Source organism: Spiroplasma endosymbiont of Dactylopius coccus, from assembly GCF_977110965.1.
Genome location: NZ_OZ373019.1, coordinates 1,556,767 through 1,578,217, shown reverse-complemented (window position 1 = coordinate 1,578,217; position 21,451 = coordinate 1,556,767). Strand labels below are relative to the sequence as shown.

33 protein-coding genes and 2 pseudogenes are annotated in these 21,451 nt (G+C 24.2%); 14 read left to right on the top strand and 21 right to left on the bottom strand.

Annotation, left to right across the window (positions count from 1 at the left end; genetic code table 4):
- Positions 1–39: 39 nt before the first annotated feature.
- A pseudogene (locus ACXUB0_RS09975) lies at positions 40–822 on the bottom strand (IS256 family transposase); the annotation flags it as partial.
- Positions 773–1,901 (bottom strand): annotated as a pseudogene (locus tag ACXUB0_RS09970) (IS3 family transposase). The pseudogenes ACXUB0_RS09975 and ACXUB0_RS09970, both read right to left, overlap by 50 nt.
- A gap of 961 nt (positions 1,902–2,862) precedes the next feature.
- Here ACXUB0_RS09970 and ACXUB0_RS09965 point away from each other — a divergent pair.
- The 11 genes from ACXUB0_RS09965 (at position 2,863) to ACXUB0_RS09915 (ending at position 8,598) form a co-directional block, all read left to right on the top strand.
- On the top strand, positions 2,863–3,333 hold the full coding sequence (locus ACXUB0_RS09965) for a hypothetical protein (RefSeq protein ID WP_458258554.1): 471 nt from the start codon (positions 2,863–2,865) through the stop codon (positions 3,331–3,333).
- 304 nt (positions 3,334–3,637) lie between these two features.
- Complete coding sequence (locus ACXUB0_RS09960) at positions 3,638–3,763, top strand: hypothetical protein (protein WP_458258553.1); 126 nt, start codon at positions 3,638–3,640, stop codon at positions 3,761–3,763.
- The gene (locus ACXUB0_RS09955; RefSeq protein ID WP_458258552.1) at positions 3,763–3,951 is read left to right on the top strand and encodes a hypothetical protein; all 189 of its coding nucleotides are present in this window, start codon (positions 3,763–3,765) and stop codon (positions 3,949–3,951) included. Before ACXUB0_RS09960 ends, ACXUB0_RS09955 begins: the two co-directional genes overlap by 1 nt.
- A 1-nt stretch (position 3,952) precedes the next feature.
- The gene (locus ACXUB0_RS09950) at positions 3,953–4,153 is read left to right on the top strand and encodes a hypothetical protein (RefSeq protein WP_458258551.1); all 201 of its coding nucleotides are present in this window, start codon (positions 3,953–3,955) and stop codon (positions 4,151–4,153) included.
- Positions 4,154–4,189: 36 nt separating this feature from the next.
- A complete protein-coding gene (locus ACXUB0_RS09945) occupies positions 4,190–4,450 on the top strand; it encodes a hypothetical protein (protein WP_458257990.1) in 261 nt (86 codons plus the stop codon).
- Positions 4,451–4,462: 12 nt separating this feature from the next.
- A complete protein-coding gene (locus ACXUB0_RS09940) occupies positions 4,463–4,831 on the top strand; it encodes a hypothetical protein (RefSeq protein WP_458258550.1) in 369 nt (122 codons plus the stop codon).
- Positions 4,832–5,040: 209 nt separating this feature from the next.
- Positions 5,041–5,232, top strand: a complete 192-nt coding sequence (locus tag ACXUB0_RS09935; protein ID WP_458258549.1) for a hypothetical protein — start codon at positions 5,041–5,043, stop codon at positions 5,230–5,232.
- Positions 5,233–5,234: 2 nt separating this feature from the next.
- Positions 5,235–6,233 carry a hypothetical protein gene (locus ACXUB0_RS09930; protein ID WP_458258548.1) on the top strand — a complete coding sequence of 333 codons (999 nt, stop codon included), beginning with the start codon at positions 5,235–5,237 and terminating at the stop codon, positions 6,231–6,233.
- Positions 6,234–6,244: 11 nt separating this feature from the next.
- The gene (locus ACXUB0_RS09925) at positions 6,245–7,105 is read left to right on the top strand and encodes a hypothetical protein (protein WP_458258547.1); all 861 of its coding nucleotides are present in this window, start codon (positions 6,245–6,247) and stop codon (positions 7,103–7,105) included.
- Positions 7,106–7,144: 39 nt separating this feature from the next.
- Complete coding sequence (locus ACXUB0_RS09920; RefSeq protein ID WP_458258546.1) at positions 7,145–7,726, top strand: DEAD/DEAH box helicase family protein; 582 nt, start codon at positions 7,145–7,147, stop codon at positions 7,724–7,726.
- Entirely contained in the window at positions 7,672–8,598 is a 927-nt protein-coding gene (locus ACXUB0_RS09915; protein WP_458258545.1) for a helicase-related protein, read from the top strand. Before ACXUB0_RS09920 ends, ACXUB0_RS09915 begins: the two co-directional genes overlap by 55 nt.
- An 11-nt stretch (positions 8,599–8,609) precedes the next feature.
- Here the strand turns inward: ACXUB0_RS09915 and ACXUB0_RS09910 are convergent, their stop codons facing one another.
- Together ACXUB0_RS09910 and ACXUB0_RS09905 are read right to left on the bottom strand one after the other, a co-directional pair.
- Complete coding sequence (locus tag ACXUB0_RS09910; RefSeq protein WP_458258544.1) at positions 8,610–8,996, bottom strand: hypothetical protein; 387 nt, start codon at positions 8,994–8,996, stop codon at positions 8,610–8,612.
- 23 nt (positions 8,997–9,019) lie between these two features.
- A complete protein-coding gene (locus ACXUB0_RS09905) occupies positions 9,020–9,640 on the bottom strand; it encodes a ribonuclease H1 domain-containing protein (RefSeq protein ID WP_458258543.1) in 621 nt (206 codons plus the stop codon).
- A gap of 234 nt (positions 9,641–9,874) precedes the next feature.
- Between ACXUB0_RS09905 and ACXUB0_RS09900 the strand changes: the two genes are divergently transcribed.
- A protein-coding gene (locus ACXUB0_RS09900; RefSeq protein WP_458258542.1) for an IS3 family transposase occupies positions 9,875–10,995 on the top strand; the annotation gives its coding sequence in 2 pieces (ribosomal slippage) (positions 9,875–10,118 and positions 10,118–10,995; 1,122 coding nt in all).
- A 170-nt stretch (positions 10,996–11,165) separates the two neighbouring features.
- On the opposite strand, the gene ACXUB0_RS09895 is transcribed toward ACXUB0_RS09900, so the two are convergent.
- The 10 genes from ACXUB0_RS09895 to ACXUB0_RS09850 form a co-directional block, all read right to left on the bottom strand.
- Positions 11,166–11,354 carry a hypothetical protein gene (locus ACXUB0_RS09895; RefSeq protein WP_338960158.1) on the bottom strand — a complete coding sequence of 63 codons (189 nt, stop codon included), beginning with the start codon at positions 11,352–11,354 and terminating at the stop codon, positions 11,166–11,168.
- Positions 11,354–11,479 (bottom strand): hypothetical protein, encoded by a 126-nt coding sequence (locus ACXUB0_RS09890; protein WP_458258541.1) that lies wholly within the window; start codon positions 11,477–11,479, stop codon positions 11,354–11,356. Before ACXUB0_RS09890 ends, ACXUB0_RS09895 begins: the two co-directional genes overlap by 1 nt.
- Positions 11,480–11,717: 238 nt before the next feature.
- Positions 11,718–12,137 (bottom strand): hypothetical protein, encoded by a 420-nt coding sequence (locus ACXUB0_RS09885; RefSeq protein ID WP_458258540.1) that lies wholly within the window; start codon positions 12,135–12,137, stop codon positions 11,718–11,720.
- A 248-nt stretch (positions 12,138–12,385) separates the two neighbouring features.
- Entirely contained in the window at positions 12,386–13,222 is an 837-nt protein-coding gene (locus tag ACXUB0_RS09880; RefSeq protein ID WP_458258539.1) for a hypothetical protein, read from the bottom strand.
- A gap of 113 nt (positions 13,223–13,335) precedes the next feature.
- Positions 13,336–13,479 carry a hypothetical protein gene (locus ACXUB0_RS09875; RefSeq protein ID WP_458258538.1) on the bottom strand — a complete coding sequence of 48 codons (144 nt, stop codon included), beginning with the start codon at positions 13,477–13,479 and terminating at the stop codon, positions 13,336–13,338.
- Positions 13,480–13,481: 2 nt separating this feature from the next.
- Entirely contained in the window at positions 13,482–13,604 is a 123-nt protein-coding gene (locus ACXUB0_RS09870) for a hypothetical protein (protein WP_458257993.1), read from the bottom strand.
- The gene (locus tag ACXUB0_RS09865) at positions 13,594–13,797 is read right to left on the bottom strand and encodes a hypothetical protein (protein WP_458258537.1); all 204 of its coding nucleotides are present in this window, start codon (positions 13,795–13,797) and stop codon (positions 13,594–13,596) included. Before ACXUB0_RS09865 ends, ACXUB0_RS09870 begins: the two co-directional genes overlap by 11 nt.
- Before the next feature lie 59 nt (positions 13,798–13,856).
- Positions 13,857–14,132, bottom strand: a complete 276-nt coding sequence (locus ACXUB0_RS09860) for a hypothetical protein (RefSeq protein ID WP_458258536.1) — start codon at positions 14,130–14,132, stop codon at positions 13,857–13,859.
- 691 nt (positions 14,133–14,823) lie between these two features.
- Positions 14,824–15,249: a hypothetical protein gene (locus ACXUB0_RS09855; RefSeq protein WP_458258535.1), complete on the bottom strand. Its 426-nt coding sequence runs from the start codon at positions 15,247–15,249 to the stop codon at positions 14,824–14,826.
- Between the two features lie 87 nt (positions 15,250–15,336).
- Positions 15,337–15,651: a hypothetical protein gene (locus tag ACXUB0_RS09850; protein ID WP_458258534.1), complete on the bottom strand. Its 315-nt coding sequence runs from the start codon at positions 15,649–15,651 to the stop codon at positions 15,337–15,339.
- 537 nt (positions 15,652–16,188) lie between these two features.
- Here ACXUB0_RS09850 and ACXUB0_RS09845 point away from each other — a divergent pair.
- Positions 16,189–16,452, top strand: a complete 264-nt coding sequence (locus ACXUB0_RS09845; RefSeq protein ID WP_458258533.1) for a hypothetical protein — start codon at positions 16,189–16,191, stop codon at positions 16,450–16,452.
- A 200-nt stretch (positions 16,453–16,652) separates the two neighbouring features.
- Here ACXUB0_RS09845 and ACXUB0_RS09840 read toward each other — a convergent pair whose 3' ends face one another.
- The 7 genes from ACXUB0_RS09840 to ACXUB0_RS09810 form a co-directional block, all read right to left on the bottom strand.
- Positions 16,653–17,891 carry an IS256 family transposase gene (locus tag ACXUB0_RS09840; RefSeq protein ID WP_458258532.1) on the bottom strand — a complete coding sequence of 413 codons (1,239 nt, stop codon included), beginning with the start codon at positions 17,889–17,891 and terminating at the stop codon, positions 16,653–16,655.
- 380 nt (positions 17,892–18,271) lie between these two features.
- Positions 18,272–18,490 (bottom strand): IS3 family transposase, encoded by a 219-nt coding sequence (locus ACXUB0_RS09835; protein ID WP_458258817.1) that lies wholly within the window; start codon positions 18,488–18,490, stop codon positions 18,272–18,274.
- Positions 18,491–18,841: 351 nt separating this feature from the next.
- Positions 18,842–19,282: an IS3 family transposase gene (locus ACXUB0_RS09830; protein ID WP_458258531.1), complete on the bottom strand. Its 441-nt coding sequence runs from the start codon at positions 19,280–19,282 to the stop codon at positions 18,842–18,844.
- A 53-nt stretch (positions 19,283–19,335) separates the two neighbouring features.
- A complete protein-coding gene (locus ACXUB0_RS09825; RefSeq protein WP_353306568.1) occupies positions 19,336–19,614 on the bottom strand; it encodes a transposase in 279 nt (92 codons plus the stop codon).
- Positions 19,615–19,636: 22 nt separating this feature from the next.
- Positions 19,637–19,855 (bottom strand): hypothetical protein, encoded by a 219-nt coding sequence (locus tag ACXUB0_RS09820; RefSeq protein WP_458258530.1) that lies wholly within the window; start codon positions 19,853–19,855, stop codon positions 19,637–19,639.
- Positions 19,815–20,612, bottom strand: coding sequence for a hypothetical protein (locus ACXUB0_RS09815; RefSeq protein WP_458258529.1), 798 nt, complete (start codon positions 20,610–20,612; stop codon positions 19,815–19,817). Before ACXUB0_RS09815 ends, ACXUB0_RS09820 begins: the two co-directional genes overlap by 41 nt.
- Positions 20,613–20,615: 3 nt before the next feature.
- Complete coding sequence (locus tag ACXUB0_RS09810) at positions 20,616–21,158, bottom strand: hypothetical protein (RefSeq protein ID WP_458258528.1); 543 nt, start codon at positions 21,156–21,158, stop codon at positions 20,616–20,618.
- Positions 21,159–21,295: 137 nt separating this feature from the next.
- Between ACXUB0_RS09810 and ACXUB0_RS09805 the strand changes: the two genes are divergently transcribed.
- On the top strand, positions 21,296–21,433 hold the full coding sequence (locus ACXUB0_RS09805; RefSeq protein ID WP_458257766.1) for a hypothetical protein: 138 nt from the start codon (positions 21,296–21,298) through the stop codon (positions 21,431–21,433).
- The last annotated feature ends 18 nt before the right edge of the window (positions 21,434–21,451 follow it).

The following is a 21,451-nucleotide window of genomic DNA, read 5'->3' as shown; positions in this document are numbered from 1 at the left end:
CAAGATGAAAATAATTACGTAGCTTTGTTTTACAAAGTACTAGTTAAGATTAATTCTATCTTCAAATTTTATCATAAAATGAGCAATTGCTGTATTTCAATTTTGAATGGGCATTGTTCATTTTTTTGTTATATTTTCAATTGCTAAATAAAATATTTTCAATTATTCCATATCATTAGGAAAAACTTTTTTATTTCTGATAACTTTTCGTAATTGACTATTAACAGATTCAATAGCATTTGTGGTATAAATTACTCTTTTAATTTCTGTTGGATAACTAATAAAAACTATTAAATTTTCTCAATTTTTATATCAAGATTTAGCAATTTGAGGATATTGTTTATTTCACTTATTTTCAAATGTTTCTAAAGCCTGCATTGCTTGTTCTTCACTACATGCAGTATAAATTGGTTTTAAATCTGCAACTAGAGATTTTCTATGCTTATATGAGACATATTTCAAACTATTTCTAATTTGATGAACGATGCATAATTGATGTTCTGTTTTAGGATAAACTGATTGTATTGCTTCTGACATTCCTGTTAAATTATCACTACAAGCAATAAGAATATCATTTAAGCCTCGATTTTTCATTTCTGTGAAATTGGCTAATCAAAATTTAGAACCTTCATTTTCACTAATTCATAAGCCTAAAACATCTTTTTTACCTTCTAAATCAACTCCTAAAGCTATATACACAGATTTGTTAATAATGCGTTTATCTTGTCGTATTTTAACTACTATGCAATCAAAATAAACAATCGGATAAATACTATCTAATGGTCGATTTTGCCATGCTTTTACATCATCAATAACATCATCTTAAGTAGTTTAAAGTGCTGTGGATTCTTATGTTGTTGTATCAATTGATATAATCAAATAATTCTAATTTTAATTGGATTAATGATGTAAAATTTTATCATTAATAAATTCAGTTTTGAAAGTTTTAAAAGTTGCTTCAGCAACAGCATTATCATAAGGACAACCTTTTTTGCTTAAAGATCGAGTAATATTGAATGCTAATAAAAGATTATTAATAATTTTATTGTTAAATTCATTACCTCGATCACTATGAAATATTTGGATATCTTTTAAACAGAGATTTGATTGCATAAATGCTTGATATACTAGTAATGCATCTTTTTTAACTCCAACACTATGTCCAATAATTTCGCGGTTAAATAGGTCTATTAATAGGCAAATATAGTTTCATTTACCATTAACTTGAACGTAAGTTAAATCACTAACAATAACTTCATTTTTAACCCTATTATTAAAGTTTCTATTAACAAGATTGGTTATTTGACTATTATTGACTTTATTATGATGATTTTTGAATGATAATTTAGTGTATTTTGATATTAAATTATGCTTATTCATAATTTCTTTAATTTTTCTGCGTGATAAATAAATTTCTTGGTTTTCTAAAATTTTTTTTAATCTTCTAGTACCATAAACTTCTTTATTTTCTTTAAAAGCACTAATAACAGCTTCATCATACATATTATTTTTGATTTTATTTTCTTTTTTCTTTAAGTTAAAATAATATGTTGATTTAGATATTTTCAAAAAACGACACATTGTGCGAATTTTATATTTAACTTTATTTTTAGCAATAATTTCTACTTTCTGCCTATTATTAGTGCTGCTTGCTTTAAAATATCATTTTCCATTCTTAATTGTTTTAATTCTTTTCTTAATTTAATTAATTCATTTTCTTCAACAGAACGATTATCTTTAGTTTTAAAACTACCTGAATTAGTAAATTGCTTAATTCAATTATAAGTAGCTGCTCTTGTAACATTGTACTCTTTAGCAAGACAAGACACTGACTTACCGCTTTGATATAAAGCTACTATTTGTTTTTTAAATTCATCTGAATATGAGTTAATATTGGCCATAATTATACTTCCTTTCTTTTCACTAATTTGTTCACTTGTCTACGTAATTAGTGTCCAATAAAGTGTAACCCATCCAAAAATTAGAAACTCAATTTAAAGATGCAGAAATAGATTATATTAAATTTAATTCTCATTTACCAAAAATATAATGAAAGTTAAGATTTATCTTTCCGGTGATGTTAAATAATCATTATTAAATTTATTAAAAATAAATGATTTTATATTTGTTTTTTTATACTATTAATTGGGAGCGTACCGAAGATGTCGGTAACTAAAAAGTTTTAAAAATAGCTCCTTTCTTTTTTTACCCTTGAATTAAAAATAAATGACAAAAGACGAGAATAAAAATCTTGTCTTTTTTTTGTAATTGTAAAATTTTAAAATTTTTAAGAACCGTCTTTAACGCTATTATCAACACGTGTTAGGGAATTAAAACAGTGAACTACAACACAGTTGTTAAAAATAGTAGCTAGCATGTGGACTTGCATGGATAAATAATAAGTGGAGTGATACCTAATAAATTATACTAACCATTAATGGTAATTCTTGGGGTGGGAGCGAATTGGAAACTAGTATATATAGACCTGTTGTAGGGACCTACTATATTAATTCTATTCTTTATTTAACCAACCTTGTTTAACCAACCTTGCCACTTTCCAGTGAGCAAGGGTTGGTTTTATTTTTTATTTTTTTTGAAAAATTTTTGGGCGAGAAAATAAATTTCAAACTTGTAAAAAAAATTGAGCGGTGCCGGTTCAATTAAAATATTAATTTGCTAAACGCAAATTAAATAAATATTGAATCGAATGCCTCGATTTCTTTTTAAAATTTCACAATTTATTTTTGAGCCCAGAATTGATGGAATGAATAAAACGAATAGTAGTATTATTAATAATCTAAAAATCAAATTATATGTCCTTTATGCTAGGAAGCAACAGGACATATTTAGGAAAGGATTATTATGCAAATAGAATTTAAAAAAGAACAAATTGTTAAAGATAAACCACAATCTATTCTTATTGATTATGTTGAATATAGATTATCACTGCCAAAATGAATGATTAAAAATAATTCTTTTATTGTTGACAACAGTTACACGTATTGAGTTTTTAATTTAGAAAATATTAAAAGAGAATTAAGTGGTAATGAATTAATAAAATTATTAGAACCATATATTAAAGACCAAAAAATAATTGTTAATAAACCAATTGCTCCAAAAGAATATTATCTTAATGATATAAAACTTGAACCATTAACATTTTATGAACAGCATAATAGTTGATTTATGGGTGAAATAACTGATAACAAAACTAAAATTACTAATCCTTGTTTTAAATATAACATTACGTGAGAAGAAAACAGAAAAGGTTTTAAAATAAATAATCCATATAAATATGATGATTTACCAATTAATTATATAGTTACTTCTTAGAACCTGTTTAGGATCTTTTTTAACTTATTTTTGATTAAATTAATATCATAAATGTTATTTTATAGTTGAAAAATAAATTTTTAATCGATAAGTTGTCAAATGATAAAATCTTTTTAACAAAAAAATGACAAAGAAAATAAAATGTTAATTAACTGTCAGGTTAGAAATAATTATTCCCTTTTTTAGTTTAATTATGTTTAAAAGATTCCAAACAGGTTCTTAGAAATTAATGATGAAATGCCAAAAATTAACGAACAAAATAAAATGATAAAAACATTTATTTTATAAGGAGCGAATTAATTTTATGAAAAAAGATAAATGAAAAAATATGCCAATACAAAAGTTACAAAAGAAAAAAGCAAAGAGAAATTTTGAACAAAGATTAAGTGAAAATATGAGTTTTGATAATTTTTTAGGAGGTAAAAAATAATGGTTAAATGGATAGTTGTTATAATTGCTGTTCTTGGTACTTCATGATTTTTTAAAGATTCTATTAAAAAGTTAGTTTGAAAATTTAAACATAAAAAACATAAAGTAATTGAACCGGATTGTTGATATTGTAAAGAACAAAAACGTAAAGAAAGAGCAAGAAAAGAGTTAGAGGAGGGAGGTGATTAGTATGTCAAAAGGACTTAGTGCTTTAATTGATATGATTGGAGGCATTGGTGAGAAATTATTAGAATCTTTTAGTTATGTATTTAATTGAGTATTTGCTGGTGATTCTATAATGACAAATTGACCGGTTTTAATTCCAATATTTATGATGGTATTAGTGTTTATTAAAGAATTTATTGGACATATTATTAGGGGGTTTAGATAGAAAAAAAATGAAACTTATTTTTAGGAGGTAATGGTTATGATTAAATTATTTTTTGCAATAATTTTTGTTTTTCCTTTATTAGGTAAACTTTTACCTTCTTTAAATAATATTGTGCAAAATATTTTGCAAAGTTATATTACTGATTTTTCTGGTTTGCATAATTTATCTTTGGTTATTAAAAGTTTTATTTTTGGTGATAATTCACAACATATAATTTCAATGCCAGCACCATTATTAGCAATTGTTTTAGTACTTTTTACTTTTTCTTTAATTTTAAAATTATTAAAAATAATATAGGAGTAGTTTATTATGGGTGTTGCTTTTATTTCAAAAGTTTTAGAAATATTTGGAGAAATTTTTATGAAATTTTGAAATTTGCCAATGGCAGATTTAGGTTTTAATTTAGGTACTTTTGTTGTTTTCATTCTTTTAATAAAGTTTGCTATGTCAGTTTTTTTAAATATTGATATTCAACCAGTTTCTACATCGGGGACTGTAAAGCAAAGTTATAAAAATATTAAAGGTAGTTCAAAATTTGTTGGTAAAAAAATTGCTAAGGTTCATAGTAAACGTATTGATAAATTAAAAGAAAAAAATAAAAAACAAGGTAAGTTTAAAGGTGGTGCTGGTGGTAATAAATTTACTGGAACATTTAGTGGTTGAGGAGTTGGCAATTAATTATGAGTGATTTTGTGAATAGTATATTGCATTTAATTTTTATATTTTCTAGTAGAGATATTCAAATATTTTTTAATCAACCAAATATTACTAATGAAGTTTATATTTTGTTTAATTTGACTTTTTGGTTGATATTAGGTGTATTTTTTAATTTTATTTATCGTGGTATTAAATTTATTTTTAGGCTATTGTTTGGGTAGGTGTTAGTTATGAGTGTTTTAGAGATATACAATCAGATTCATAAATGTATAGTTGATTATTGAACTATGTTTATAGGTAGTCCAGTTGACCAATTTACTACTATTTTATGAAATTTAGTAGTTTATGGAACTCAGTTTTTTATTGGATTTATTATGTTTTATGGTTTTTTGATAGTTTTAAAAATTTTTTTTGGTAAATAATTATGTGATTTAAGTTTGCTAAATTATTTTTTGTTGTAAATACTTTTATTCAAGCACCTACTAGTTTGATTGTTTCAAATGACCCTAATGTTGTTAATTATGATATTACAAAAGAAATGGTTAAACATGTTAAATATCATAATTTTGATGACTGAGCAACTATTCCTTGAAATTCTGCTTATTTTGATGTTGACCAACCGGATTTAAAATTAGTTAGTGGTGAAATTATTGGTGGTTTTAATAATTTACTTAGTGTTGAGTTGCAAAGTGATGTTGTTGGTGTAGAACATGTTACCGTTCTTTCCGGTACTGGTGTTTATGATTTTAAGAGACGTGAATTAGATTGAATTTCTCGTATTATGTTTAATCATAATTTTGTTTCTAGTGATAAAAAAAATTTGTTTCAAGTTAAAAATGGTAGGGGTGGTAATTTTGGTTTGCAATTTGAGTTAAATTTTGAAATTGATAAACCTTTAAGTTTTTATATTCAAGGATTTATGTTTTATTTTAATTGATTAAATTTTGATACATTTACTGGTGATTTTACTTTTAGTTTTTTAGATTATGTTGGTGATACTAAATATGCTTTTAAAGGTGCAATTGATAATAATAATTTTAGTCAAAATTTATATAATTTTGTTACTATTCCGGTTCGTGTTCCTAATTTAAGACATTTAACTGTATTTTTTGATATTCATGGTACTAATACGCATAGTGTTAGACCTAGTGTTAATTTTGGTCAAATTAATATTTTTTCAAGTGAAAATATAACACCAGTGCCACCAAATAGTCCTTTTAATCCAGAATATGAAAGACCAAGTTGATATGATGTTTTTGCTCATTTGCGTAATGCTTTTAGATGAGTGCTTTATGGTGTTATTGGTAAGGTTTTACCAGTTGAGCCATTAAGACAGTTTCTTTTTACAACAGATAGTTTATTACGGCATATTTTTTCAGATACTATTAGTACTGCTTTAAATGTTGATATTGTTAGAGGTTAGGAGTTGAAATAATGCCTTGATATGGTTATGTGTTATTAGTTATAGGTTTGATTATAATTATTTATCCAATTTGTATAACTATTCGTAATGTTAAAATTTTAAAACGTGTAGGTAGTTATATTATTTCAGCACCACCACGTACTGGTAAATCTGCTCTTGCTTGTTGTTTAGCACAAACTCATAAGAAACGAGTAGTTAGTCCTTTTCCTATTAAATTAAAGACTGGTTATTCTTATTTGGTTAATTATAATGATGTTTTTACTTTTAATCAGTTAGCAAGTAATTATGCTTTTGAAGAACAAGATTTAATAATTTTAGATGAATTAGCATTAAAGATAAATTCTAATGATTTAGGAATGCAGTTTAAAAATCAACAAGAAAGTTTAGGACAATTTTGTAAGTTAATAGGTCATATGTTTAATGGTACAATGTATTTGATTGAACAACATCCTAATAGAATACCAGTACAAGCAAGAGAAAAAGTAGAGTATGTTGTTCAAGTCAAAAGAATGCGTGTTTTTTTATTTTTTGTTGTGTTTAATATTAATTTATATACGAATATTGAGGATTATAATAAAGTAGTGTTTTCACGTCGTAGAACAAAGAAAATGATTAAAAGAGGTATTATGCCTCCAAGTTATAGTGGTGAAGCAATGGCTATGACTTTATTTTTTCCTAGACATTGGTTAAAGAGGTACAATTCTAGGGCTTTACATTATGTACATGAACTTAAAAGTGAATTGTCACCTAAGAAATACCTTAAAGAGGCAAGTAGCATTGATATGACTTATAGTGATATTAAATCTGCTGGTTTAGATAAATTGGATAATATTTTAAAAAAGAAAGATAAACCTAAAAATAAAGATAAATAAAAATGATTATAGTCCCAGTGAACCTACTGGGACTATAATTTGGGTGAGCCACGTAGTGGCGAGGGACGTAGTCCCTATATACTTGATTTAAAAAAAATTAAATTATATCCACATTTGAAATACGTCCGACATTATCAACGTGTTGATGTTGCAATTTTAAAAGCAAATAAAAGATTTGGCTTGTTTAATGAAATGCGTACTGGGAAAACACCAACTATTTTAACGGCATTATCAGAAATGAAAACTAATAAAATATTATTTGTTGTTCCTAAGTCAACTATTTTATTAACATGGGTTCCTGAAATTAAAAAATGAACTACCTATAATTGTATTACTATTAAAGATGATATTACTAAAGTGCGAACAGAAAAATATAATCAATTTAAAAATAGTAATAATTGTATTTTAGTAGTTTCTAAAAACACTTTTAAAAATGATATAAAAAATAAATTATTAACTAAATTTGATTTTACATTAGTTATTGATGAAGCACATTTTTTAAGAAACTATAAAACTGCACAAAGTTCAACAATTTTGGAAGTTGCAAATAAAGTATCATCAGTTTATTGTTTAACTGGTACCCCGCCAATAATCATCCTAGTGATATTTTTGGTATATTAAAAATTATTGATAATAAACTATATAAAAATATTGATTATTGAGATTTTGTTGCTCGTTATTTTGGAATAATTAGAAAACGTATTACCGATTTTGTAACTATTAATATACCAAAACCAAATGTTAAACCACAACTAGCAGCAGAGTTTGATTATTTAGTTAAAAAAATATCAATTATGCGCAAACAAATTGATGTACGTAATGAAATGCCAAAAATTATTAAAAATGATTTAATTTTAACTATGCCCAAAGCACAAACCGCAATTTATTATGATACTCTTGAAACTATGAAACAAGAATTATTTTATAATAAAAAATCTAAAATAACTTTTTTACAAATATTTACGAAATTAAGAACTATTTGTTCAACACCTATTAATGAGGGAATGAAAGAATTAGGAGCAAAATTTAATTGACTACTAGACTACTTACATGATAATGAAAATGATTCAATTATTATTTATAGTAGTTTTAGTGATAAAGGAATTAACATTTTAAGTAACATTTTAGATAAACATAAATTAAATCATCAATTAATTACTGGTAAAGTAAATCATGAACAAAGGCTTAAAGCTATTAGTGATTTTCAAAGTAAAAAAGTTAAAATTATTTTATGTAATATTAAATCTACTAATGTTGGTATCACATTAGATGAAGGTGATGTTATGATTTTTCTAGATCGTGAATTAAACCCAACCGAAAATGAGCAAGCTGAAAGTCGCTTTTTTCCAACTCAATTAAACGATAATAAAACTAGAGAAATTATTAATTTATATTATGCTAATACTATCGATTTAAAAATTAGAGACATCCTTAATAATAAAATTGATATTAATAAAATAATTAATGATCAAGGTATTAAATTTTTTGAATAATTTTATTATATTTAATAAATTAAACGAGGATTAAAAACAAGATCTGCATTATTATTAGGAATGAATTGTTCATCATTAATTTCAAGAATATATTCTTGCAATAAAGGCGCAAATTCGTTTGAAGATTGAAAAGAATGAGTGTTATCAATGATTTGTTGACTTTCAAAAAATTCTCTATAATCACCATTATCTTCTTCATCATTTAAACAACAAAAAAGACCTGAAATAAAACCAAAAAGAGCACCAGTAAAACATCCTGAAAGCACTGTTATAGCTGAAGTAATATCAAATTCAAGAATATTTTGTTCTCTTTTTTGATATAGATCAGAAAGAGTAAACAAACTACCTCCAATAATATTTCCTAAACAAGTTGATAATATTATTTTTTTATTAATCATGTTATTTACCACCTTTTTAACATTTAAATTATTGGTTTAGACATTTTTTTTAAATTAAATGCTTTTCAAGCAAGAGCATCTGCTTCATCATTATATATATTACCACTATGACCTTTAACTCATTTAAAATAAACATTAACATCTTTTGCTATTTTATCATAAAATGCTTTATATGCCTTTGTTTCTACTTTAGTAGTTTTTCATTCACCAGTACATCATTTACTAATTCCAACATAATCATGACAAATTAAAATTGATTTTATATTATTTTCCAAAGCTAACTGCATTGCCTTTTGTGCACCCATTATTTCTCCAGCAACATTTCTTAATTTTGCTCAATTTTCATCATCAAATTTTTCACAAAATATATCTTTTTTGCCATTATTTAAGAAAACAAGTCCATAAGAAAATTGATTAATTTCTTCTTTAAAACTACCATCAGTATATGCTATTACTTCATATTTATACTGATTTTCAGATTTTATTTGAATTTTATCATCTAAATAATCTTGAGCTTCTTTTTTAGTTGCAAATTTTTTATACTGAGCACCAGCATAACCTCTAATTTGTGTTTCACATTCATTCCAGTTTTCAAATATTCCAATGACTCTACCTTTTTTTACTGCATAAAATTTACTTGCCATAATTGTGACTCCTCTATTGTTTATTTTAATTTTACAATAATATTAAATTTTATCTAATTAAAATTACAACTAAAAGCAAAAATATTGCTAATGCTAATTAGCAAGTGACTTTACTAATTAAATAAAATGGCACAAAAAAATATTTATTATTTTAAAATTGGATGGGTTACACTTTATTGGACACTAATTACGTAGACAAGTGAACAAATTAGTGAAAAGAAAGGAAGTATAATTATGGCCAATATTAACTCATATTCAGATGAATTTAAAAAACAAATAGTAGCTTTATATCAAAGCGATAAGTCAGTGTCTTGTATTGCTAAAGATTACAATGTTACAAGAGCAGCTACTTATAATTGAATTAAGCAATTTACTAATTCAGGTAGTTTTAAAACTAAAGATAATCGTTCTGTTGAAGAAAATGAATTAATTAAATTAAGAAAAGAATTAAAACAATTAAGAATGGAAAATGATATTTTAAAGCAAGCAGCACTAATAATAGGCAGAAAGTAGAAATTATTGCTAAAAATAAAGTTAAATGTAAAATTCGCACAATGTGTCGTTTTTTGAAAATATCTAAATCAACATATTATTTTAACTTAAAGAAAAAAGAAAATAAAATCAAAAATAATATGTATGATGAAGCTGTTATTAGTGCTTTTAAAGAAAATAAAGAAGTTTATGGTACTAGAAGATTAAAAAAAATTTTAGAAAACCAAGAAATTTATTTATCACGCAGAAAAATTAAAGAAATTATGAATAAGCATAATTTAATATCAAAATACACTAAATTATCATTCAAAAATCATCATAATAAAGTCAATAATAGTCAAATAACCAATCTTGTTAATAGAAACTTTAATAATAGGGTTAAAAATGAAGTTATTGTTAGTGATTTAATTTACGTTCAAGTTAATGATAAATGAAACTATATTTGCCTATTAATAGACCTATTTAACCGCGAAATTATTGGACATAGTGTTGGAGTTAAAAAAGATGCATTACTAGTATATCAAGCATTTATGCAATCAAATCGCTGTTTAAAAGATATCCAAATATTTCATAGTGATCGAGGTAATGAATTTAACAATAAAATTATTAATAATCTTTTATTAGCATTCAATATTACTCGATCTTTAAGCAAAAAAGGTTGTCCTTATGATAATGCTGTTGCTGAAGCAACTTTTAAAACTTTCAAAACTGAATTTATTAATGATAAAAATTTTACATCATTAATCCAATTAAAATTAGAATTATTTGATTATATCAATTGATACAACAACATAAGAATCCACAGCACTTTAAACTACTTAACTCCTATCAAATATCAAGAACAAGTGTCTACCAAAAAATAGTCCTAAAAAGTGTTGCCATTCCAGTTAATTAACTGTCAGGTTAGAAATAATTATTCCCTTTTTTAGTTTAATTATGTTTAAAAGATTCCAAACAGGTTCTAAAAGATTCTAATAATTTTTGGCCAATACCTCCAATCATTTCTATTAAAGCACTTAAACCTTTTGGCATACTAATCACCTCCCTCCTCTAACTCTTTTCTTGCTCTTTCTTTTCGCTTTTGTTCTTTACAATATCAACAATCTGGGTCAACTACATTGTGTTTTCTATGTTTAAATTTTCAAACTAACTTTTTAATAGTACCTTTAAAAGCCCAAGAAGTACCAAGCACAGCAATTATCACAACTATTCATTTAACCATTATTTTTTACCTCCTAAAAAATTATCAAAACTCATATTTTCATATAATCTCTGTTCAAAATTTCTTTTTGCCTTTTTCTTATGCAACTTTTGTCTTGGCATATTTTTTCATTTATCTTTTTTCATAAATTAATTCACTCCTTAGAACCTGTTTGGAATCTTTTAAACATAATTAAACTAAAAAAGGGAATAATTATTTCTAACCTGACAGTTAATTAACATTTTATTTTCTTTGTCATTTTTTTGTTAAAAAGATTTTATCATTTGACAACTTATCGATTAAAAATTTATTTTTCAACTATAAAATAACATTTATGATATTAATTTAATCAAAAATAAGTTAAAAAAGATCCTAAACAGGTTCTTATAAAATAAATGTTTTTATCATTTTATTTTGTTCGCTAATTTTTGGCATTTCATTATTAATTTCTAATAATTTATTTTGAAATTCTAATGTTTGTTTTAATTCTTTTATTTGATTGTTTAAATTTTCAAATTTTCTTTCTAATTTTTGTTTTTCATATCTTTTTCTTTCTACTTTTAAATCATTTTTCTTAATCAATTTATTTTCTTTTCTTTTAAAAACCCAATTTGTTATTTTATTTTTAATATTATTTCATGGAATACCAACATAACCTATAACAATACTAATTAAAATAGATACTGGTTTAATTGCAACAATTCCTAAAACTATAATGCTAGGGATTAATCCTAAAAATATACTAAATGTAATACATCCAGTTAATGCCATAAATTTTAAAATTCATCACATATATATTTTCACTTTAAACACCACCTAATGTATAAGCATAAGAACCTGTTTGGAATCTTTTAAACATAATTAAACTAAAAAAGGGAATAATTATTTCTAACCTGACAGTTAATTAACATTTTATTTTCTTTGTCATTTTTTTGTTAAAAAGATTTTATCATTTGACAACTTATCGATTAAAAATTTATTTTTCAACTATAAAATAACATTTATGATATTAATTTAATCAAAAATAAGTTAAAAAAGATCCTAAACAGGTTCTAAGAATAATCCCAATTTAAACTTGCTCTATCTAAATTAATCTCCGACATACTATCACCATTTAAATCAACATTAACCATACCATCATCACTTATACTTTGATAATCATTAACACTACCATTAATTAACCTTGCTCTTTCATCAGTAAATACTTCTTGTAATTCTGTATTATTATGTGTATTTCCCAAAGGTAACAATAAAGTATTTATAATCTCACTTGCACCAGCAATAATTGTAGGAATAGCAAAATAATTACTAAAATCATTATTAATACCCATAGCAACACCACTACTAATCAAACAACCACCAGTTCCCATATTTGCTATCTTTCTTATATTTTGAAACCTATTAGGTATTAACTCAGTTAAACCACTAATAACATTTGCTATACCAAAACTATTTAAAGATATATAAGTATCTCAATCTACAAAAGGATTATCAACTACTGGCTTAGGTGTTGGTATTGGAGTAGGAATTGGGGGTTCAGTAGGGCAAGGTGGTCAAAAACAAGGTTCATCTCTTAATAAAGAAACTGACTTATCTACATAATTAACAAACTTAGCATAATTAATTAAACCAATTGTTCCTAAACCTAAAAATATCTTTTTATAACTATTAATCACTTTATTTCTAGTAATAGGTCTTTGATTAATATTCCATATATCAATTCCTAACTTTTTACTAAATAACAAAGAATTAATAGAACCTAATATTGGGTCTTTTAAATATTGACCATAATAAGCACTAACTCCTACCATAGCACTTAATGGACTTATTCCAGTTCTTAAAATTTTAGTTAAAGTATAATTACTAGTTTGTTCTAACTCATTAGGCATAAATAAAACTCCTTACTTTATTAATAAGGAGCATATTTATACTAATTTGTATAACATGGGAGCAAAGTACACAAAAAAGTATATATATGCTCCCTATTTAGTTTTTTTTAATACTATTTTAAACGTTTAATATTAGTTTTAAATTTCTCTTCATCTTTACCAAGATAATTAAAAGAATGTAAAAGCAAAGTTTGAAATTTAACTAAATCATTAACAATAATTTCTAATTCTTCAATACGTTTTTCTAAATCTTGCATTTTTATTTACCACCTTGATTTTTTTTATTTTCTTTTCTTATTCGTTCCATTTCATTAGCAACTCTATAACACATTTCACAACCAAATACTCTTTCATAAGTTCAATCACTACACTTATGTCTCATAATTAAACTTACTTTCTTGTTGTCTCATTGATTTATTTAAAGCAATATCTAATATACAATTTGGACAATAATATTTTCTAGTATATAAGTTTTGCAAAACTCTTTTAGGACAAATAACTTGGTCACAAAGTTTACATATATAAATTGCTAAATGAAATGCTTGTTCACATAAACAATTATCATTTTTAGCCATAATTTAAAATTAACTCCTAACATAAAATAATTATTTAAAATTACCCTTTTAGTAAATAACTATTTTCAATTAGAAAGTTTTTTAATATTACCGCTTAAATCAAGTTCAAGTGAATAAAAATTACCAACTTTTAAATCAACAGCAGATAAATAATTATTAAAATCACTAGCAAATTCCGGATTATATCATTTATCACGTGTTTGACCAGTTGGCACGCTTGTTTGTTTATTTATTTCTACAAACTTCAAAACATCAAAATTCAATGTTTGACCTTTATTATTTTTATCGGGAATAATACGCCCTTTTTCAATATTAACTAACTGTACTTTAAACATAAAAAATACTTAACCTCCTGAATTCATTAAATTAAAAATTTAATAAGTTAAGCATAGTAGGGTAAACCTATACTTACAAATTAAGTATAAGAACCTGTTTGGAATCTTTTAAACATAATTAAACTAAAAAAGGGAATAATTATTTCTAACCTGACAGTTAATTAACATTTTATTTTCTTTGTCATTTTTTTGTTAAAAAGATTTTATCATTTGACAACTTATCGATTAAAAATTTATTTTTCAACTATAAAATAACATTTATGATATTAATTTAATCAAAAATAAGTTAAAAAAGATCCTAAACAGGTTCTAAGAACCTGTTTGGAATCTTTTAAACATAATTAAACTAAAAAAGGGAATAATTATTTCTAACCTGACAGTTAATTAACATTTTATTTTCTTTGTCATTTTTTTGTTAAAAAGATTTTATCATTTGACAACTTATCGATTAAAAATTTATTTTTCAACTATAAAATAACATTTATGATATTAATTTAATCAAAAATAAGTTAAAAAAGATCCTAAACAGGTTCTAACACAAAAAAATAAAAATCAAATAAAAAAGCACTAATAAGAATTCAGGTAATTATTAGTGCCATTAACCATTATATATATATATATATATATATATATATATATATATATATATATATATATATATATACAAGTAAAATTATAGAAAAATAATAAATTATTGTTTAACTACATTAGTAACTAAAAAATCTGCTTGATTAAAACCTATTTCAATTTTTATACCTCTAATAGATTGTTTATTTACCATATAAATTTTTGAAAAATTATTATAAATAACAGTTGATAATTTTTCATAATCCGCTTCTTTAAATAACAAATCTTTTTCTTTATAAAAAGTTTTAAATAAATTATTAAATTGTTTAATTGCTTTCAAAGGTAAATTTTGTAAATAAATATCTTCAATCTTTAAAAAAGTATTATGATTAATATAATCATAAAATTTAATATCATATATTTTATCACCAATATAATCTTTGCCGTCAATATTTATAGTATTTACTTTAGAATTATTTAATTGAAATAAATTTACTCCCGAGACATTTGCCATTGTTGTAGTTGTTAAAATGGTTAGTAATAGTTTCATATTTATATTTGTCTCCTTAATAAATTTTAATTCTCATTAACCCTAATAAAATTATAATATACAACATAAAATAAATAAAATAATATTTTAATGTAAAACTCTTTTCTTAAAATCTATTTTTTCAACTTTATTACCAAAAACTTTATCTATCCAACTCAAAACATCTTTATCTCTTTGAATTAAATAACCTATTTCACTAGTCCGTAAATAATGCTTATGCGATAAAGCACTTAAATATACATATCGTTCATAATCTTCATACTCTTTAAAATAATCATTTACAACAGTACTTTCAATAATACCGCCAATCATAACAGTATCACCATTACTATCTTTTTGAGTTTTAAAATAAAATACATTTGTTGCATTAAAACTTGCTTTAATTATATCTCCAATTGTCAATTTCTTAATACCACGAACTATAATAGGATTTTTACAATTACGACTAAATGCATATGCTTTTATACCAACATCTTCTTGATTTAAAGACTTAACATCATCTAGTGATTTTGTAAGAACCTGTTTGGAATCTTTTAAACATAATTAAACTAAAAAAGGGAATAATTATTTCTAACCTGACAGTTAATTAACATTTTATTTTCTTTGTCATTTTTTTGTTAAAAAGATTTTATCATTTGACAACTTATCGATTAAAAATTTATTTTTCAACTATAAAATAACATTTATGATATTAATTTAATCAAAAATAAGTTAAAAAAGATCCTAAACAGGTTCTAACATATTTACCTAAATATTTAATAACAAACTCATTTGTACCTTTACGAACAACTCTCAAATCTACGTAGTTTTGAAAAAATTATAATACCAGGACCAAAAAACTGAATTTGAGCTTTAACATTTGATAAAAATACTGAAACCGTTTATGTTGGTAGTGATACTGGTGTATGCAAAATCAGTAAAAATGGAAGCACTAGTTTAATGCAAGGAACAAATGGTGATCATATTAGAAGTTTAGCAGTTGGTCCAGATGGTTCAATTTATGCTGGTGATGATGATCGTGTAATAATTTATAAAACTGATAAAATAAGTCAAACTTTTGGAATATTTCAACAAATACACGATGGACATCAAATTGATAGTTTAGTAGTTGACAAGGATAATACTGTTTTTGCTGGTTCTTGAAATGGTCGTCTTTATAAGATAAAGAATGGAATATATGAGGTAATCTTAGAACCTGTTTAGGATCTTTTTTAACTTATTTTTGATTAAATTAATATCATAAATGTTATTTTATAGTTGAAAAATAAATTTTTAATCGATAAGTTTGTCAAATGATAAAATCTTTTTAACAAAAAAATGACAAAGAAAATAAAATGTTAATTAACTGTCAGGTTAGAAATAGAGGCTTTTTAGAAATCTGTGTATCTTTGTTTTACAAAGTACTAGTTAAGATTAATTCTATCTTCAAATTTTATCATAAAATGAGCAATTGCTGTATTTCAATTTTGAATGGGCATTGTTCATTTTTTTGTTATATTTTCAATTGCTAAATAAAATATTTTCAATTCTTCCATATCATTAGGAAAAACTTTTTTATTTCTGATAATTTTTCGTAATTGACTATTAACAGATTCAATAGCATTTGTGGTATAAATTACTCTTTTAATTTCTGTTGGATAACTAATAAAAACTATCAAATTTTCTCAATTTTTATATCAAGATTTAGCAATTTGAGGATATTGTTTATTTCACTTATTTTCAAATGTTTCTAAAGCCTGCATTGCTTGTTCTTCACTACATGCAGTATAAATTGGTTTTAAATCTGCAACTAGAGATTTTCTATGCTTATATGAGACATATTTCAAACTATTTCTAATTTGATGAACGATGCATAATTGATGTTCTGTTTTAGGATAAACTGATTGTATTGCTTCTGACATTCCTGTTAAATTATCACTACAAGCAATAAGAATATCATTTAAGCCTCGATTTTTCATTTCTGTGAAATTGGCTAATCAAAATTTAGAACCTTCATTTTCACTAATTCATAAGCCTAAAACATCTTTTTTACCTTCTAAATCAACTCCTAAAGCTATATACACAGATTTGTTAATAATGCGTTTATCTTGTCGTATTTTAACTACTATGCAATCAAAATAAACAATCGGATAAACACTATCTAATGGTCGATTTTGCCATGCTTTTAAATCATCAATAACATCATCAGTAATTTGACTAATAACACTTTCACTAATATCAGCACCATGATATAACTCTTGTAATTGCATTCTAATATCTGATAATGTCATACCTTTTGCATATAAAGAAAGAACTTGTTGATCAAAACCATCAAATCTTCTTTGTCTTTTTGCAATTATTACAGGATTAAAATTACTATTGCGATCTCGTGGTACATCAATCTCAATTTTACCTTGTTGAGTTATTAATTTTTTTGAACTTATACCATTACGAGCATTGTCACTATTACTATGTTGATTCTTATCATATCCTAAATAATTTTGCATCTCAGAATTCAACATTTTTTCTACTAATCTTTTTGTTAATTCTTTATACAAACCTCCCTCTTTAAAAACTGTTGTTAAATCTTCAGTATTTTCTAATAATAAATCTACTGCTTTTGATATTGGATCATTATTATTAATATTTTGTTTTTTAGCCATCTGTAATTCACTCTTTCTAGGTTTATTATAGAATTAATTAAACATAGTTATTTTTGTAAGTTACACAGATTACTAAACATTACCTAGAAATAATTATTCCCTTTTTTAGTTTAATTATGTTTAAAAGATTCCAAACAGGTTCTTAGAAACAAATCCAAACCACGAGGTTAAACGTTTAGTCATTGATAGAGATAATAATTTATTTGTTGGTATTGACTCCAATAAAGTATATAAAAAAATAGAAGGTACAGATTTATGTTCTGAATTATCTGGAATAAAAAATACTGATGATCATATTTTTGCTTTAGCAGTTGGTCCAGATGATTCAATTTATGCTGCTGGATCGCAAGGAATCTTTGGAATGGCAACACTTTTTAGGACTATTTTTTGGTAGACACTTGTTCTTGATATTTGATAGGAGTTAAGTAGTTTAAAGTGCTGTGGATTCTTATGTTGTTGTATCAATTGATATAATCAAATAATTCTAATTTTAATTGGATTAATGATGTAAAATTTTTATCATTAATAAATTCAGTTTTGAAAGTTTTAAAAGTTGCTTCAGCAACAGCATTATCATAAGGACAACCTTTTTTGCTTAAAGATCGAGTAATATTGAATGCTAATAAAAGATTATTAATAATTTTATTGTTAAATTCATTACCTCGATCACTATGAAATATTTGGATATCTTTTAGAACCTGTTTAGGATCTTTTTTAACTTATTTTTGATTAAATTAATATCATAAATGTTATTTTATAGTTGAAAAATAAATTTTTAATCGATAAGTTGTCAAATGATAAAATCTTTTTAACAAAAAAATGACAAAGAAAATAAAATGTTAATTAACTGTCAGGTTAGAAATAATTATTCCCTTTTTTAGTTTAATTATGTTTAAAAGATTCCAAACAGGTTCTTAAACAGCGATTTGATTGCATAAATGTTTGATATACTAGTAATGCATCTTTTTAGTACCTACACTATGTCCAATAATTTCGCGGTTAAATAGATCTATTAATAGGCAAATATAGTTTCATTTACCATTAACTTGAACGTAAGTTAAATCACTAACAATAACTTCATTTTTAACCCTATTATTAAAGTTTCTATTAACAAGATTGGTTATTTGACTATTATTGACTTTATTATGATGATTTTTGAATGATAATTTAGTGTATTTTGATATTAAATTATGCTTATTCATAATTTCTTTAATTTTTCTGCGTGACAAATAAATTTCTTGGTTTTCTAAAATTTTTTTTAATCTTCTAGTACCATAAACTTCTTTATTTTCTTTAAAAGCACTAATAACAGCTTCATCATACATATTATTTTTGATTTTATTTTCTTTTTTCTTTAAGTTAAAATAATATGTTGATTTAGATATTTTCAAAAAACGACATATTGTACGAATTTTATATTTAACTTTATTTTTAGCAATAATTTCTACTTTCTGCCTATTATTAGTGCTGCTTGCTTTAAAATATCATTTTCCATTCTTAATTGTTTTAATTCTTTTCTTAATTTAATTAATTCATTTTCTTCAACAGAACGATTATCTTTAGTTTTAAAACTACCTGAATTAGTAAATTGCTTAATTCAATTATAAGTAGCTGCTCTTGTAACATTGTACTCTTTAGCAAGACAAGACACTGACTTACCGCTTTGATATAAAGCTACTATTTGTTTTTTAAATTCATCTGAATATGAGTTAATATTGGCCATAATTATACTTCCTTTCTTTTCACTAATTTGTTCACTTGTCTACGTAATTAGTGTCCAATAAAGTGTAACCCATCCAATTTTCATTTTTAACTTTTTTTCATAAAGGACTAGTTTCAATATTAAATCAATTATTTTTAACATCATCAATATTTTCGTTTGCTTTAATTAATTCACTATTTAATTTGGTAATTTCATTTTCATTAGTAGTAATTCGTTTTTTGTTGTTTAGCAGAAAAATCACAAGTTGGTGCATGTGTATAATCACCAATTTGTGGATTATTTTGTAATGCTTCTGGTGGTAATGTACCAATTTCATCAGGTCAATCTAAAGTCATTGTTTCAGTTTCTTTATCGTAATCTGTTGCAACATAACCTTTATTAATAAATTTACTAACAGGACCTCTATATATTTCATTTTCATTATCATCAACTAAATCATCATATAATTTAATTTGTTTTGATAATGTAAATTCTTTTTGTTCATTAATTAATTCATCAACTTGATTTCTAGTATAAAATGCTTTTAAATCAATTTTTTCAACATCTATTTCATCATCATTATAATTTGATAATATTTGTTTTAATTCTGTTAGTCTTGCCAATATTTTCATTCTACTTGGTGCTAAATCTCAAACATTAATTGTAGGAATACTATTTGCACTAAATTGACTACCATTATTAAACTGAATAGTAGCATCAACATTAAATTCAATTGGTGTACGATTAAATACTCAATGTTCAGCGGTTACAAAAACCATATCTCTTAATGTTTCTTTAATTAATTCATCTTTAAAACTATCAAAAGGAAATTTAGATAAAATAAAACCAAGATAAGCATTAATATCATTTTGAGCACGAATAGCAAAAGTTTTAAATCAATCATTAACATTTGGTCATGTTTGTATATATTGCTGTGGTGTTTCTGTAATTTTTCCAGTTAATGGATATCAGTTATTATAATTTTCTAGACTGACACCAGTTCAAAGTTTATTAATCATATTTTATCATTCCTTAAAAAATGCTTTTTTATAATGTTTAGTTTTTGTTTTAGTTTTTCTATGTGATATATGTATAATTTCTTTTTGTAATTTCTTTTTACCTTTTTTTACAACTTGACTATATGCAAATTTTTCTAAATGATGTAATAATCCAGTACCAAATACAGTATTTACTGAAAATTTTAAACCAACACTTTTAAATGATTTATTAATATTTTCAATAGGATTATTAATAACATTTGCTACTTTATGATAAGTTCTTACGATTCTAAATATTTCTCTATATACTTTAAAACTATCTCTAATTATTTGTTGAACAACCGGTGGAGCAAATGCTATTGCTTTTAATCATTTATTTTGATTAACTCCATAACCAATGTATCAACCACTATATCAACGATATCAATGGAATGGATGTATTTGAGTAACAAAAGTTTCTGCTTTAAGAATACTATCAACAACTGTAATTGGTTTATATTTAGGATTACGATGATAAATAGTAATTGCACATTTATCTAATGACAAAGGTTGAATTTTACAACCCATAAATACTGGTGAATTTAATGGAATTAATTGTGCATGTTTAATGGCTCTTTTTCGGTAATGTTTAGTAATCTGTGTAACTTACAAAAATAACTATGTTTAATTAATTCTATAATAAACCTAGAAAGAGTGAATTACAGATGGCTAAAAAGCAAAATATTAATAATAATGATCCAATATCAAAAGCAGTAGATTTATTATTAGAACCTGTTTGGAATCTTTTAAACATAATTAAACTAAAAAAGGGAATAATTATTTCTAACCTGACAGTTAATTAACATTTTATTTTCTTTGTC